General features: G+C 68.9%; 6 protein-coding genes. 4 read left to right on the top strand and 2 right to left on the bottom strand.

Features of this window, described 5'->3' with window-relative positions; all coding sequences use genetic code 11:
- The first annotated feature begins 1 nt into the window (after position 1).
- From pks13 to K6T84_RS17780, 4 genes are all read left to right on the top strand, one after another.
- On the top strand, positions 2-5,266 hold the full coding sequence (gene pks13 / locus K6T84_RS17795) for a polyketide synthase Pks13 (protein ID WP_225400931.1): 5,265 nt from the start codon (positions 2-4) through the stop codon (positions 5,264-5,266).
- Complete coding sequence (locus tag K6T84_RS17790) at positions 5,263-6,816, top strand: acyl-CoA carboxylase subunit beta (RefSeq protein WP_225400930.1); 1,554 nt, start codon at positions 5,263-5,265, stop codon at positions 6,814-6,816. The genes pks13 and K6T84_RS17790 overlap by 4 nt, the downstream gene beginning before the upstream one ends.
- A 143-nt stretch (positions 6,817-6,959) precedes the next feature.
- Entirely contained in the window at positions 6,960-8,462 is a 1,503-nt protein-coding gene (locus K6T84_RS17785) for an MFS transporter (RefSeq protein ID WP_225400929.1), read from the top strand.
- 155 nt (positions 8,463-8,617) lie between these two features.
- Positions 8,618-9,499 (top strand): type IV toxin-antitoxin system AbiEi family antitoxin, encoded by an 882-nt coding sequence (locus K6T84_RS17780; RefSeq protein ID WP_224863522.1) that lies wholly within the window; start codon positions 8,618-8,620, stop codon positions 9,497-9,499.
- A 145-nt stretch (positions 9,500-9,644) separates the two neighbouring features.
- Here K6T84_RS17780 and K6T84_RS17775 read toward each other — a convergent pair whose 3' ends face one another.
- On the bottom strand, positions 9,645-12,803 hold the full coding sequence (locus tag K6T84_RS17775) for an arabinosyltransferase domain-containing protein (protein WP_225400928.1): 3,159 nt from the start codon (positions 12,801-12,803) through the stop codon (positions 9,645-9,647).
- A complete protein-coding gene (locus tag K6T84_RS17770; protein WP_225400927.1) occupies positions 12,800-16,066 on the bottom strand; it encodes an arabinosyltransferase domain-containing protein in 3,267 nt (1,088 codons plus the stop codon). The genes K6T84_RS17775 and K6T84_RS17770 overlap by 4 nt, the downstream gene beginning before the upstream one ends.
- Positions 16,067-16,193: the final 127 nt, after the last annotated feature.

Raw genomic sequence — 16,193 nt, 5'->3', positions numbered from 1 at the left:
GATGAGTGAGGCACCGCAGATGAGCGACGGCGATGACGCAGCATTGCGCGGCACCAGCCGCACCGACCTGACCGTCGCCGACATGCGGGCCTGGCTGCGCAACTGGGTGGCGAATGCGACCTCGCAGGCGCCGGAGAAGATCAACGAGACGGCCCCGCTGATCGAGCTGGGGCTGTCCTCTCGTGATGCGGTCGCGATGGCCTCGGACATCGAGGACTTCGCCGGGGTGACGCTGTCGGCGACGGTGGCCTTCCGCCATCCCACCATCGAGGCGCTGGCCACGGTGATCGTCGAGGGCGAGCCGGTGGTCGAGTTCGACGCCGACGCCCAGGACTGGTCCCGCGAGGCCGACAGCACAGTCGACATCGCGGTGGTCGGCCTGGCCACCCGCTTCCCGGGCGACATGAACACCCCGGACGAGACCTGGGCCAAGCTGCTGGCCGGGTTCGACGCGATCACCGACCTGCCCGAGGGCCGCTGGAGCGAGTTCCTGGAGGAGCCGCGGATCGCCGAGCGGGTCGCCAAGGCGCGCACCCGCGGCGGATATCTGAGTGACATCAAGGGCTTCGACGCCGAGTTCTTCGCGCTGTCGAAGATGGAAGCCGACAACATCGACCCGCAGCAGCGGATGGCGTTGGAGCTGACCTGGGAAGCGTTGGAGCACGCCAGGATTCCGGCGTCGTCGCTGCGCGGTGAAGCGGTCGCGGTGTTCATGGGCTCGTCGAATGCCGACTATCAGAACCTGGCGCTGTCGGACCCGAGCGTCACCCACCCGTATGCCATCACCGGCAACTCCAGCTCGATCATCGCCAACCGGGTCAGCTACTTCTACGACTTCCGCGGACCGTCGGTGACGGTGGACACCGCGTGCTCGTCGTCGCTGGTGGCCGCGCACTCCGGTGTGCAGGCGCTGCGCAGCGGCGAGGCCGACGTGGCGGTGGTGGGTGGCGTCAACGCGCTGATCACCCCGCTGGTGACGGTCGGGTTCGACGAGGTCGGCGGCGTGCTGTCACCGGACGGCAAGATCAAGTCGTTCTCCGCGGACGCCGACGGCTACTCGCGTGCCGAAGGTGGCGGCGTGCTGGTCCTCAAGCGGGTGGACGACGCCCGCCGCGACGGCGATCAGATCCTGGCGGTGATAGCCGGTTCCGCGGTCAACCACGACGGCCGCTCCAACGGCCTGCTGGCGCCCAACCCGGATGCGCAGGCCGCGGTGCTGCGTAAGGCCTACAAGAACGCCGGCATCGACCCGCGGACCATCGACTACATCGAGGCGCACGGCACCGGCACCATCCTGGGCGACCCGATCGAGGCCGAGGCGCTGGGCCGGGTGGTGGGCCGTGGCCGCGCCGCCGACAAGCCCGCCTTGTTGGGTGCGGTGAAATCCAATGTGGGACACCTGGAGTCGGCGGCCGGGGCGGCCAGCCTGACCAAGGTCGTGCTGGCCCTGCAGCACGACAAGATCCCGCCGTCGATCAACTACTCCGGCCCCAACCCCTACATCGACTTCGCCGGCACCCACCTGCAGGTCGCCGACACCGCCACGGACTGGCCCCGTTACGGCGGGTACGCGGTGGCGGGTGTGTCGGGCTTCGGCTTCGGCGGGGCGAACGCGCACCTGGTGGTGCGCGAGGTGCTGCCGCGGGACGTGATGGAGAAGGAAGTCAAGGAGCCCGAAGTGGCTGCCGTCGAAGAGATTTCCGAGGAGATCGAGCACGAGTCGCCGCGGTTCGACGAGTACGGCGAGTTCATCGCGCCCGAGGGTTCGGTTGATGAGCCCGAGTACGAGCTGCCCGGTCTGACCGATGAGGCGCTGCGGCTGCGCGAAGAGGCGCGTGCCGAGCTCGCCGCCGAAGAGGTGGTGAAACCACTTATCCCCCTGGCGATCTCGGCTTTCCTGACATCGCGCAAGAAGACCGCCGCCGCGGCGCTGGCCGACTGGATCGACAGCGAAGATGGCCGCGCCACCCCGTTGACGTCGATCGGCCGGGCGCTGTCCCGGCGCAATCACGGCCGCTCGCGCGCGGTCGTGCTGGCCCACGATCACGACGAGGCGATCGCCGGCCTGCGCGCAGTCGCCGAGGGCAAGCAGAAGCCGAACGTCTACTCCGCCGACGGCCCGGTGACCAACGGACCGATCTGGGTGATGGCCGGTTTCGGTGCGCAGCACCGCAAGATGGGCAAGAACCTCTACCTGCGCGACAAGGTCTTCGCCGAATGGATCGAGAAGGTCGACGCGCTGATCCAGGACGAGCGCGGCTACTCGGTGCTGGAGCTGATCCTCGACGACTCGCACGAGTACGGCATCGAGACCTCCAACGTCGTCATCTTCGCGATCCAGATCGCTTTGGGTGAGGTGCTCAAGGCGCACGGGGCCCGCCCCACCGCCGTCATCGGTCAGTCGCTGGGCGAGCCCGCGTCGGCCTACTTCTCCGGCGGGCTGTCGCTGGCTGATGCCACCCGGGTGATCGCGTCCCGTGCGCACCTGATGGGTGAGGGCGAGGCGATGCTGTTCGGCGAGTACATCCGCTTCATGGCGCTCGTGGAGTACTCCGCCGACGAACTCAAGGAGGTCTTCGCCGACTTCCCCGGACTGGAGGTGTGCGTCTACGCCGCCCCCACGCAGACCGTGATCGGCGGACCGCCCGAGCAGATCGACGCGATCGTCGCCCGCGCCGAGGCCGAGGGCCGCTTCGCCCGCAAGCTGCAGACCAAGGGCGCCGGGCACACCTCCCAGATGGACCCGCTGCTGGGCGAGTTCGCCGCCGAGCTGGCCGGCATCGAGCCGAAGACGCCGCAGATCGCGATCTTCTCCACCGTGCACGAGGGCAACTACATCAAGCCCGGCGGCGAGCCGATCCACGACGTGGACTATTGGAAGAAGGGGATGCGGCACAGCGTCTACTTCACCCACGGGGTCCGCAACGCCGTCGACAACGGCTACACCACCTTCCTGGAGTTGGCCCCGAACCCGGTGGCGCTCATGCAGGTCGGACTGACGACGGCCAGTGCCGGTCTGCACGACGCCCAGCTGATCGCCACCCTGGCCCGCAAGACCGACGACGTCGACGCCATGACCATGGCGATCGCCCAGCTGTATGTCTTCGGCCACGACGTCGACTTCCGCACCCTGTTCCCGCGTGAGGTCGACGGCCCGGTCAGCCCGGCGGAGTTCGCCAACATTCCGCCGACGCCGTTCCGGCGCAAGCCGCACTGGCTCGACGCGCACTTCTCCGGCGATGCCACCGGTGTCATGCCCGGCTCGCACGTGGCGACCCCGGACGGCCGGCACGTCTTCGAGTACGCTGCCCGGGGTTCGGACGTCGACCTGGCTGCCCTGGTGAAAGCGGCTGCGGCCGTGGTGCTTCCGGACGCCACCGTCGCCGCCTCCGAGCAGCGGGCGGTGCCGGCCGAGGGTTCCCGGCTGGTGACCACGCTGACCCGGCATCCCGGTGGCGCGGCGGTGCAGGTGCACTCGCGCATCGGTGAGTCCTTCACTCTGGTCTACGACGCCCTGGTGACGCGCGGGGGTGCCGCCGGAGTCCTGCCGGTCGCCGTCGGTGCGGGTACTGCAGTCGCGACGGAATCCGTTGTTGCACATGTCGAACCCGAGGTCGATGATGCCGAGATCCTGCACGACAACCTGACCGCGGGCGCCGGCCTGGCGGCGGGCTTCGCGAAGTGGTCACCGGAGTCCGGCGAGACCATCGCGGACCGGTTGGGCACGATCGTCGGCAGTGCGATGGGCTACGAGCCCGAGGACCTGCCGTGGGAGGTGCCGCTGATCGAGCTGGGCCTGGATTCGCTGATGGCGGTGCGGATCAAGAACCGGGTCGAGTACGACTTCGACATGCCGCCGATCCAGCTGACCGCGGTGCGCGACGCGAACCTCTACAACGTCGCGGAGATGATCCATTACGCGGTCGAGCACCGCGACGAGATCGAGGCGCTGCACGAGCACCAGAAGACCCAGACCGCGGACGAGATCGCCGCGGAGCAGGCCGCCATGATCGCGGCGGCTAAGTCGGCGGAGACCGCTCCTGTTGAGCCCGAACCCGTTGCGGCACCGCCCGCCTCGGACATCCCGATTCCGCCGCCGCCGACCAACCCGGCCGGCCCCAGCGCGATGAACACCAAGACCGCTGCCGCGGCGGCCGCCAAGGTGCTCACCTCCGAGGCCGTCACCGAAGCGCTGGGTGCCGACGTGCCGCCGCGTGACGCCGCCGAGCGGGTCACGTTCGCCACCTGGGCGATCGTCACCGGTAAGTCGCCCGGCGGCATCTTCAACGAGCTGCCCGCGTTGGCTGACGCCGCCGCCGAGAAGATGGCCGAGCGGCTGTCCGAGCGGGCCGAGGGCATCATCACGGTCGACGACGTCAAGGCCGCCGGCACCATCGAGGCCCTGGCGACCGTCGTCCGCGACCAGCTCGAAGACGGTGTGGTGGACGGCTTCGTCCGTACTCTGCGCGCCCGCAAAGAGGGCTCGAATGCGGCGCCGCTGTTCGTGTTCCACCCGGCCGGTGGCTCGACGGTGGTCTACGAGCCGCTGATGAAGCGCCTTCCCGCCGACACCCCGATCTACGGCATCGAGCGGGTGGAGGGCTCCATCGAGGAGCGCGCCGCCGAGTATGTGCCCAAACTGCTTGAGCTGCATGACGGTCCGTTCATGCTGGCGGGCTGGTCGTTGGGCGGGGCGCTGGCGTATGCGTGTGCGATCGGACTGAAGCGGGCCGGCGCCGACGTGCGCTACGTGGGCCTGATCGATCTGGTGCTGCCGGGCGAGCCGATCGACCAGAGCAAGGCGGGCATGCGGGCCCGCTGGGACCGCTACGCCCGGTTCGCCGAGCGCACCTTCAACGTCGAGGTGCCCGAGATCCCCTACGAGGAGCTGGAGAAGCTCGACGACGAAGGCCAGGTGCGCTTCGTCCTGGAGGTCGTCTCGCAGAGCGGCGTGCAGATCCCCGGCGGCATCATCGAGCACCAGCGCACGTCGTACCTGGATAACCGGGCCCTGGACACCATCGAGATCCAGCCCTACGACGGGCACGTCGCGCTCTACATGGCCGACCGCTACCACGACGACGCCATCGTCTTCGAGCCTGCGTACGCCACTCGTAAGCCCGACGGCGGCTGGGGCGAGTACGTCGAGGACCTGGAGATCGTGCCCATCGGGGGCGAGCACATCCAGGCCATCGATGAGCCGTACATTGCCAAGGTGGGTGCGCACATGAGCGAGGCCATCAACCGGATCCAGGGAGAGCAGTGAGTAACAAGACCACCGCCGAACTGTTGGCAGAGCTGCGTGAAAAGCTGGAACTGGCCAAGGAACCCGGCGGTGAGGCGGCCGTGGCCAAGCGGGCCAAGAAGGGCATCCCGAGTGCCCGCGAGCGCATCCATGCGCTGCTGGACCCGGGTACCTTCCTCGAGATCGGCGCGCTGGCCAAGACCCCAGGCGACCCGAATGCGCTCTATGGCGACGGCGTGGTCACCGGCCACGGCCGGATCAACGGCCGGCCGGTCGGGGTGTTCAGCCACGACCAGACGGTGTTCCAGGGCTCGGTCGGTGAGATGTTCGGCCGCAAGGTGGCCAAGCTGATGGAGTGGGTGGCCATGGTCGGCTGCCCGATCATCGGTATCAACGACTCTGCCGGCGCCCGCATCCAGGACGCGGTTACCTCGCTGGCCTGGTACGCCGAACTGGGCCGCCGTCACGAGATGCTGCGCGGCCTGGTTCCCGAGGTCTCCATCATCCTCGGCAAATGTGCTGGGGGAGCGGTGTATTCGCCCATCCAGACCGATCTTCTGGTGGCGGTGCGCGACCAGGGCTACATGTTCATCACCGGGCCCGACGTGATCAAGGACGTCACCGGTGAGGACGTGACATTCGACGAGCTCGGCGGCGCCGACGTGCAGGCGCAGCGCGGCAACATCCACAAGGTGGTCGCCGACGAGGCCGAGGCCTTCGCGTACGTGCGCGACTACCTGTCGTTCCTGCCCGCCAACCACTTTGACGACGCGCCGGTGGTCAACCCGGGCCTGGAGCCGGAGATCACCCCGCACGACCTGGAGCTGGACTCGATCGTGCCGGACGCGGACAACACCGCCTACGACATGCACGAGATCCTGCTGCGGATCTTCGACGACGGCGACATCTTCGAGATCTCCGAGCAGCGCGGCCAGGCGATGATCACCGCGTTCGCCCGGGTCGACGGGCATCCGATCGGGGTGATCGCCAACCAGCCGATGTTCATGTCGGGTGCGGTGGACACCGAAGCCTCCGACAAGGCGGCCAGCTTCATCCGGTTCTGCGACTCCTTCAACCTCCCACTGGTTTTCGTCGTCGACACCCCAGGCGCCATGCCCGGTGTGACCGAGGAGAAGAACGGGATCATCAAGCGTGGTGGCCGGTTCTTCAACGCGATCGTCGAAGCCGACGTGCCGAAGGTGACCGTGATCATCCGTAAGGCCTACGGCGGTGGGTATGCGGTGATGGGCTCCAAGCAGCTGTCGGCGGATCTGAACTTCGCGTGGCCGACGGCCCGGATCGCGGTGATCGGCGCCGACGGTGCCGCCCAGTTGCTGGTGAAGCGCTTCCCGGACCCGACCGCGCCGGAGGTCCAGAAGATCAAGGCCGACTTCATCGCCGGCTACAACGAGAACATGGCGATTCCGTGGACCGCGGCCGAGCGTGGCTACATCGACGCGGTGATCCAGCCGCACGAGACCCGGCTGCTGCTGCGTAAGTCGCTGCGGCTGCTGCGCGACAAGCAGAACGCCCCCAAGGTGCAGCGCAAGCACGGCCTGCTGCCCATTTAGCGGGGTCTCACACCGGTAAGTGTTGGGTAACGCTTCGGCAACACCGGTAACTTCTGCATCTCAGCAATTATTCTGTCTCAGAGGTGATTTCACGGCCCGGGGACAATGCAGGAGGCAGCAGTGCGTCGCAGTGACGAGGCTGCATGAGCCTGCTGCTGGAGGAGCGGCGTACCGCGGCGCCCGCATCAAGACGAAACCCGATGCTGCGCAAGGCAATTCTGGCTTCGGCTGTCGGCAATGCCACCGAGTGGTATGACTACGGTGTCTACGCCGTGGTTGCCACCTACCTGACCAAGGCGTTCTTCCCGGAAGACTTCGGCAGCCTGGGCACCATGCTCGGCTTCGCCGTCTCGTTCGTGTTGCGGCCGCTGGGCGGCATGGTGTGGGGGCCGATCGGCGACCGGTTCGGCCGCAAATCAGTGCTGACGGCCACGATCTTGCTGATCGCGGTGGCCACCACGCTGATCGGCGTCCTGCCCACCTTCGCCAGTGTGGGTTGGTGGGCGCCGGGCCTGCTGATCGCGCTGCGGGTGGTGCAGGGCTTCTCCACCGGCGGAGAATACGGCGGTGCGGCAACGTTTCTCGCTGAACATGCGCCCGATGACAAACGTGGCCGCTACGGCAGCTTCCTGGAGTTCGGCGCGCTTGCCGGCTTCATGTTCGGCAGTGCGGTGGTGCTGGGCCTGGAGTCGGTGCTGACGTCCGAGCAGATGACGGAGTGGGGCTGGCGGGTGCCGTTCCTGATCGCCCTGCCGCTGGGCCTGGTCGGCCTGGCGCTGCGCAGCCAGATGGAGGAGACGCCGGTCTTCGAGGAGTGCGCAGCGGTCGAGGCGATCACCGGCTCAGCGTGGGATCGCCTGGTCGACCTGTTCACCCACTACGCCCGCCCGATCACGGTCATGTTCGTGATGGTGTCGGCGTTGGGGTTCATCGACTACACACTGACCACCTATCAGCCGACCTATCTGCACGCCACCGCCGGTCTCGGGGAGCGCAGCCGCACCACCGTCATGCTGGTCGGCGAGCTGGTGATGATGGCCTGCATTCCGCTGGCCGGGGCGTGGTCGGACCGGGTCGGCCGCAAGCCGATGTGGCGAATGTCGTTGCTGGGCATGATCGTTCTGGCGGTCCCGATGTACTGGCTGATGGGGCGGGGCCTGGTGTGCGCGCTGGTCGCGTTCGGGGTGCTCAGCGTGCTGCTGGCAGCCCCGCTGGCGACGGTGCCGGCGATCTTCCCGGCGATGTTCCCCACCCAGGTGCGCTACGCGGGCTTCGCCATCGCCGACAATGCCGGCATAGCTCTGTTCGGCGGCACCGCACCGATGTTCGTCGACACCGTGATCGTGCACACCGGCTGGGGGCTGTTCCCGGCGGCCTGCCTGATCGTCGCCGCGGCCGTTGGGCTGGTGGCGCTGCGGTTCGCACCGGAGACCAACGGCTGCTCGCTGCGGGGCACCGACATCCCCGGGGTCGAGAGCGACCTGGCGCGGGAGCTTCGGGAGCTGACCGCGGGTCGCGCCGGCTTCCCGGGCGGGGCGTGGGCGGTGGACCGCTATGTGCGGCCGTGGGTGCGCGGCGACGACGGCCTGGTGCGGGTCCCGCAGCTGCCCGGGGTGGTCGGCCCCCGGGTCAGGGTCTCTGCCTAGCCCCCCATTTGCCCCGAGCGTGCACAAGCGTTCGGTATCCCCCCAGGTGGGGGCGGCCAATTCTGCACGGTCGCGGGGATGGGGGTGAGGGTTGTCCACAGGGTGAGTCAGGGGTGACTACGGCGGCGGGGCGTCAGCGCCGACGATAGGCGCCCATGAATACCGATCTGTATGACCTGATGCGAAGCCAGGGTGGCGTCGTCACGTCTGCCCAGGCGCTGACGTACCTGAGCCGCCGTCGCTTCCGATACGCGGTGGAAGACTGCGAGCTGTACCAGGTTTGGCACGGCATCTACGGTGCTGTCGAACCCGACACCGGGTTGCGGCTGCGCGGGCTAGATCTGCTGACCGGGCGGAAGGTAGCGACGTGCCTGGGCACCGCGGCAGCGACGCACGGCTTCGATACCGAGGGGCGTAACGTGTTGCACGTCCTCAATCCCGAAGGGCGCCAACTGCGTCCGGTCCCCGGCCTGGTGGTGCATCGTCGCGAAGGCGCCCCACTGGTGGAGGTCGATGGGCGGCTCACCACGGCTCCGGCGTGGACGGCGATCGAAACGGCTCGCAGCCTGTGGCGGCCACGAGCCCTGGCCACGCTGGACGCAGCATTGCGCAGTGGCACCTGTACTGAACGAGAGTTGTGGCGGGCCGCGGACCAACAGGCGGGCCGGCGCGAGATCGTCACGATACGTGGCCTGCTGCCGCTGGCCGACCCCCGAGCGGAATCGGCGATGGAGAGCGAGACACGCCTGGTGATCATCGACGGCGGATTGCCGGCCCCGCAGCTGCAGTACGAGATCGTGGACCGCAACTACCAGACCTGGCGATTGGATTTCGCCTGGCCGGAGTATCGGGTGGCGCTGGAGTACGACGGCCTGGCCTGGCACAGCGGGGTGGATGCCCTGGTCCACGACCGGCGCCGGCGCGCCGCGCTGCAGGATCTGGGCTGGGTGGTGCTGACGGTGATTGTCGACGATGTGCGGCAACGGCCCTATGAGCTGCTGCGGCGGATCAGGTTCCAGCTGGCCCGCGCAGCCTGAACCCCGTCCTTCCGCTCCCGAATCCGGCCCCTCCCCTCGCCGAGAGTGCACAAGCGTCCGCCCCGACCTGGGGACATACCGGACGCTTGTGCACTCTCGGCGGAGGAAGACGCTTGTGCACTCTCGGCGGGGGAAGCAAGGCGCGTCAGGGGCTGATCCGGATCTGGCCAGGGGACCACCAGCCCGAACGCGTCGCGCTGCCCAACTCCAGCTCAGCGGGCGTCGCCGGGGTGATCACCTCGAACTGACGCAGCGAGCCCCAGTCACGGCCCCAGTCGTAGTTCAGGTAGGTGGCCATCACGTGTGCGCGCAGCAGCATGTCGGAGATGCCCAGCAGGCCACCGTTGACGCCGTCCTGCCAGGTGTCGGTGTCCTGCTTCTTGGCGTTGTAGTCCGGGGTGATCCGGAACTGCGGCACCTCGGTGACACCGTTGGCGTGCAGCATCGGGTGCTGGCACGGGAAGGCCAGGCCCACCGCCCAGTCCAGCAGCACCGGTGTATCGGAGCCGATGTACTCCTGGATGGTCTTCACCTCGGGCAGCCGCGGCGGGGTGAACGCGATCCAGTCCCGCGGGTTCAGCGACTTGTCCACGGCCACAATGCGTACCGCCGTAGCGTCAGCGGGTATCGCCGACCGCGGGTAACGCAGGTTGCGCCACATCCGGGGCCACTCGCCGAACACGTCGTAGGGCACCAGCCGTCCGGCGGCCACCGGCGCACCGTCGGGGCCGGGCACGCCGTACTCCAACTGCACGTCCTGCCCGGTGGTGTAGCCCTTGAGCACGCTGTTGCCGGCGATGGTGCCGGCGGCGGTCACCGCCAGCAGCGGATGCCCGGCGTCGGCGGCAGGCAGTTCGTACCAGGCCGAGGTCAGCCGGGACTCCTGCTGCCCGTCGGCCGAGTAGCTGCCCGCCAACGGAATCCGGGCCGGATCCAGTCCGTAGGGCAAGGGAACGGTAGAACCGTTGATACCAGCTGCCCGCAACTTCTTGGGGGCGTCCCAGTCGTAGTCGGTGCCGGGCTGGGTGATCGGCATCCGCAGTGACTCGGCCACCACCTTCTCCGGCACGCCGCTGGCGGTGAAGCCCACCGGGTCGGCCCCGCCGAGCGGCCCGAGGTCCCCGTAGGAACCGGGCAGCGGCGTCAGGGCGCCGTCGTTGGGGTCGGGCTCGACCAGCACGTAGTCGGCCTGGCCGCAGCCCCCGAACAGGCCACGCGCATTGGCCAGGCCGTTGGAGTAGGTCGGGTATTCGCGGATGATCCCGGCCACCATCGAGGCCACGAACACGCACACCATGAACCCGGCGGCCAGCGGGACGGGGGCGAAGGTCAAAGCCCTGGCCATCCGGCCCTCGCCGGCGTCGCGCCCGGCGAAGTGCAGCCAGAACGCCCATCCCGCGGTCAAAGCGAACATCGCGAACAGGATTGTGCTGACCGTGATTCCGCCGATGCGCGGCATGTCGGCGTTGAACGGCACCCCGTAGCTGGAGACGTACCACCAGCCGTTGGTGGTGGCGAAGCACAGCGCCAGTATGAACAGCACTGCCGCCGCGAACGCCATCCGGTTCCGAGACCATCGCAGCACCTGGCGGGAGACCAGTACCGTGGTGAGCGCGGCCATCGCGCCGGCCACCGCGGCGAACAGGCCGAAGTGGTGCACCCACTTGGTGGGGGCGAACATCAGCGAGAACATGGTCGCCAGGATCACGCCCATCAACCGCCAGACCGGCCCGCTGGCCACCCCGGCAATGCGCTTGCGCCGCAACATGATGAACATCGCGGTGAATAGGCACAGCGCGCAGATCAGGAAACCGAACCGTCGCGACAGCGAGCCGTCGACGGTCGGCAGGATCAGGTAGTAGTAGCGCAGGTTCTCGGTGTACCAGGCCTGGCTGGGGCCGATGGCGGTACGAATCCGGGTGGCCTCCAACACTGCTCGCACCGTCTGGTCGGCGAACACCACGGTCAGGATCACCACGCCGGCGGCCAGCAGTGGCGCCACCAGCGGCCAGGTGCCGTGAATACGGTGACGGCGCACCAGGATTCGCAGCAGCGGACGGCCGCCGGCCAGCAGGGCGGCCACTGCGATCAATCCGGTGGGCTGGATGCCCAGGGTGAAGGCCGCGCAGATGATCGCCAGCGCCGCCGGGGTGAGCCGGCTGGAGATGATCGCCCGTTCCACCATCACCCAGGTGATCAACGCGCCCACCGCGATGATGCCCTCGGGCCGCAGGCCGTTGTTGAACGGCATCCACGCGGCCAGCAGCACCATCCCCGCGGCCCACAGTGCGGGCCGCGAAGCCGCCACCGCCGGGCCGAACCGGGGCAGCACCTCGCGCGAAAGCAGCAGCCAACACACCAGTCCCGCAACCAGATCCGGCAGCCGGATCCAGATGCTGGTGTCGGACACGTGCGTCATCAGCGCCAGCAGGTTGTAGTACCAGCCGAACGGGTCCTCTGGGCTGCCGAACCAGCGGAAGTAGTTGCTCATGTAGCCGGCGTGGTCGGCGACTCGGGCCATGCCGAGGATGTAGCCGTCGTCGGAGGAGTTCGCGCCGATCACGTACCAGACCACGAAGCCCAGCACCACCGCGACGTCGGCCCAGCTGAAGAACCGCCAGCGCGACGGGATCAGCCGGTGCATCCGGTGGCCGTCGAGGCGGTCCAGGCGCCACAGCGCCAGCACCGCGATCACGGTGGCGATGATCGCCAGGTAGATCGCGGCCCGTTTCAGCGCCGTCGGCTTGGTGGAGAACCGGGTGTCGATGTCGGCGTTGAACGAAAGGCCTTGCGGCGCAGCCCCGGCGAGGTCGGTGAACACCCCGACGATCTGCGGGCGCAGGTTCGGGTCGGCCCAGCCGTAGCGCTGGGTGATTCCGCCGATGGTGGCGTAGGTGCCCTCGTGCGACGAGGTGACCTCGATGGTGGAGCAGCCGGGGCCTTCCACCTTGGCCCGCGGTGCGGTGGCCAGCACCACGTTGCGGTCGGTGACGTCCACCCGCTTCTCGGTGACGGTGATGAACAGCCCGTTGAGGGCGGCGTCCTTGCCTTTGGCCGGCGCGGTGGCCAGCAGCGTGCCGCCGGAGGCGGGCAGCTCGCTCACCAGCGAGCACGGCACCTTCACCGACAGCGAGATCGGGGTCTGCGAGATCAACGGCGCTGTGACGCTGTGCAAGTCGCCGTGCTGGGGCCAATCCAGTGTCGCGGTGGTCTGCACCACCGGCAGCAGCGGCGTGGCCACCGACAGCAGGAAGCCGACGAGGCCGGCGATGGCGGCCACCCAGCGAGTGGTGCGAATGCTCATGGCAGTGCTCGAATCGGTCCGGGCCGGCTCCAGCCGGTAGCGGTGACGGTGCCCTGCTCGATGATCGCGTCGGGCGCGGTCTTGGCCGGGATCAGGCGGTGATAGGCCTCTATCGCCCCCCAGTCGCGATACCAGTCGCCCCGCAGGTAGGTGGGGACGGTCGTGGTCCACAGCATCGCCTGGGTGATCATGAACGGCCCGCCGTCCTCGGCGGACTGCCACAGGTTCGACGACGCCGCGGTCTGCTTGTGGTCGGGCATGATCCGGTACTCGGGGAGTTCCGCGACGCCCAGGTGCTCGGTGAAGGGCCGCTGGCAGGGGAAGTTCGCGGCGACGGCGATGTCCATCAGCACCGGGGTCTGCGAGCCCATCAGCTCGGTGATGGTCTGTACCACCGGAACTCGCGGCGGGGTGAACGCGATCCACTGTTCGGTGGACAGGTTCGGGTCGTTGGCGACGATCCGCACCACGTCGGTGCCCGGTGGTGCCCACGCCAGCGGGAAACGCAGGTTGCGCCAGGAGTTCTGCGGCCCGATGTCGATGGGCTCCACCTCGCCGTGGGCCTTGACCGTGCCGTCTTGGGCCGTCACACCCCACTCCAGCTTCAGCGGCTGACCGTAGTCGAGCTTGCCGTCCTCGCCGTGCGACCAGATGGCGCCGGCGGCGGTCACCACGACAATGGGAGCCCGCTCCTTCGAGGGCTCGGGCAGCCGGTACCAGACCGAGGTGGCGTGCGCGGCGACCTGCTCCTTGTAGGACCCGAGCACCGGGGTGACGGCCGGGTCCAGGCCGAACGGCAGCGCCACCCGGGAGCCGTTCACGCCGTCGGGGGCGTCGTCGGGGATCTTGCCGCCGGCGGTGCCCGCGGCGTCGCTCTGGTTGGCGCTGGGCTTGTTGGGGGAGGCGTCGGCGTTGGGCACGCCGGGTTTGGCGATGACGGCCAGCGAGGTCAGGTCGTCGTCGACGGCGTTGGGGTCGAAGCCGTACGGGTCGGAACCGCCGAGCGGGCCGAGCTCGCCGTAGGTCTGACCCGGAACCGGTTGCAGCAGACCGGCATTGACGTCGGGTTCGGTCAGCACGTCGTCAGCCATGCCGCAGCTGCTCAGGCCGGATAAAAGCGCGTCGGCGTTGGCCCGGGCGGTGGTGTAGGCCGGGTAGCGCCCCGCGGCGGCCTTGGCCATCGAGCCGACCATCAGCAGCACCATCAGGCTGGCGACCACCAGCAGCGGCGTCGACGCCAGGATCCGGTTGCGCCGGTTGGCGGTCACCTCGGTGTGCCCGGTGTAGTCCATCCGGAAGTGCTGCCAGCCGGCCAGCAGACCGGTGGCGATCGAGGCCGCCAGGAACATCGACGTCACCGGGCGGCTGGCGATCACCGGCGGGATGTCGAACCACGGCACCCCGTAGCCGCCGACGTAGAACCAGCCGTTGACGCCGGAGGTCGCCACGGCCACCAGGAACAGCAGTGCGGTGACGTAGAGGGTCATGTTGCGTCGGCTGTGCATCCCGACCCGGGCGAACGTGAACGCCGTCAGCGCCGCCAGTGCCCCGGCAAGCCCGGCGAATCCGCCGAACTGCACCGCCCACTTGGTCGGGGTGAAGGTCAGCAGCAGCAGGCCCACCGCGGTCGAGCCGATCAGCCGCCAGGCCGGGCCGGACGCAACCCCGCTGATCCGGCCGCGCCGCAGCAGCACCACCAGCATGGCGAACATGCAGAACAGCAGGACCAGCACGGCGAACCGTCGGGTCAGCGAGGCGTCGACGTTCTCCTCGACGGTCAGGAAGTAGTACCGCAGGAACTCCTGATACCAGGCGATCGTCGGGCCGACGACGTATTTGATCCGGGCCGATTCGGCGACCGCGGCCAGGGTCTGTGACCGGAACGCCACCACGGCCAGCACCGATGCCGCCGCGGCCAGCACGGCCAGCGGCGCGAACAGACCGTCGGCGGAACGGCGCCTGCGGATCACCGCCTCGATGGCCCGCGAGCCGGTGAGCAGCGGGGCCAGCGCGATCAGCCCGTGCGGGGCCAGCGTGACGGTGAAGACGGCCACCACGATCGCCCACGCGGTCGGTGCCAGCCGGCGGGTGGCGATGGTGCGCTCCACCAGCACCCAGACCACCAGGGTGCCCAGCGCGATCAGCGGTTCGGGGCGCAGGCCGTTGTTGAACGGCAGCCAGGCCGCGGTGAACATCATCGCCGCGGTGAACACCGCCACCCGATTGCCCGACAGTCGGCCCAGCCGGGGCAGGATGCGACGGCTGATGATCAGCCAGCAGGCCATCCCGGCCAGCGTCGCGGGCAGCCGCATCCACACGCCGGCGGTGCTGATGGTGCTCAGTTGGCCCAGCAGTGCCGGGTACCAGTCGAAGGGGGCCTCGCTGGCGCCGAAGAACCGGTAGTAGTTGGAGACGTAGCCCGCGTGCGCGACGTTGCGGGCCATCGTCAGGTTGTAGCCGTCGTCGCTGGAGATGGCGCCGATCACGTGCCACAGCGCCAGCGTGCCGATGACGCCCACGTCGGCGAGTCGGGTCACGGGGTGAACCTTGGATCTGGTCCGTCGACGCCGGGGGCCGTCCAGCACGCCGAGGGCGAAGATCGATGCGAGCACCGCCAGCACGCCGAGCGCCATCACCGCGGTCTTGATGGTGGTGGGGTTGGTGATGAAGCGGGTGTCGACGTCGATGCGGGCGTTGAGGCCCGGTTGGGGGCCGATCTTGAGTTCGGTGAAGATGCCGCCGATCTGCGGCTTGTTCTCCGGGGGCAGGGTTCCGGTCGCGCCGGGGATCCCGACGAAGTCCGCGCCGACCTCGCCGGCGTTGGCCCACAGGTGCAGTTCGCTGCAGTCGGCGAGCTTGGCGCGGGGGGCCGCGGCGGCCACGTGGTCGCGGTAGGCGGCGGCGACGATGGTCTTGTTGGCCAGCACGAACAGGCCGTGCGCGGTGGCGTCGACGCCGCCGGCGGGGACGGTCGAGAGCACCAGGCCGCCCTTTTCGGGCAGGTCCGCCATCGCTGAGCAGGGGATGGTGATGTTCAGGCTCTTCGGTGCGCCGGAGACCAGCGGGGCGGTGACGTCGGTGACGTGGCCTTGCGTGTCGAGGCCCTGCGGCCAGACGATGGCGGCGGTGGTCTTGTTGACCGGCAGCAGCGGGGTGACGCCGCACAGCAGCACGCCGGCGGCGCCCGCCACCACCGCGATCAGCCGGGCGATCCGATAGCGCTGCTTGGGCTGGTCCGGGGATTGATCGTGGTGGGAGGACACGAGCCCTGATGCTATGCGACGGGGTCGGTCTTGCGGGGAACCCCGTACCGGGGGGTGCCGTCATCCCCGCCGAGCGTGCACAAATGTTTACCCTCTCCTGCGGAGATACCGGACGCTTGTGCACGCT

The sequence above is a fragment of the Mycobacterium zoologicum genome (assembly GCF_020181635.2).
In the GTDB taxonomy this organism is placed as follows: domain Bacteria; phylum Actinomycetota; class Actinomycetes; order Mycobacteriales; family Mycobacteriaceae; genus Mycobacterium; species Mycobacterium zoologicum.
This window is presented reverse-complemented; position numbering and strand designations above follow the sequence as displayed.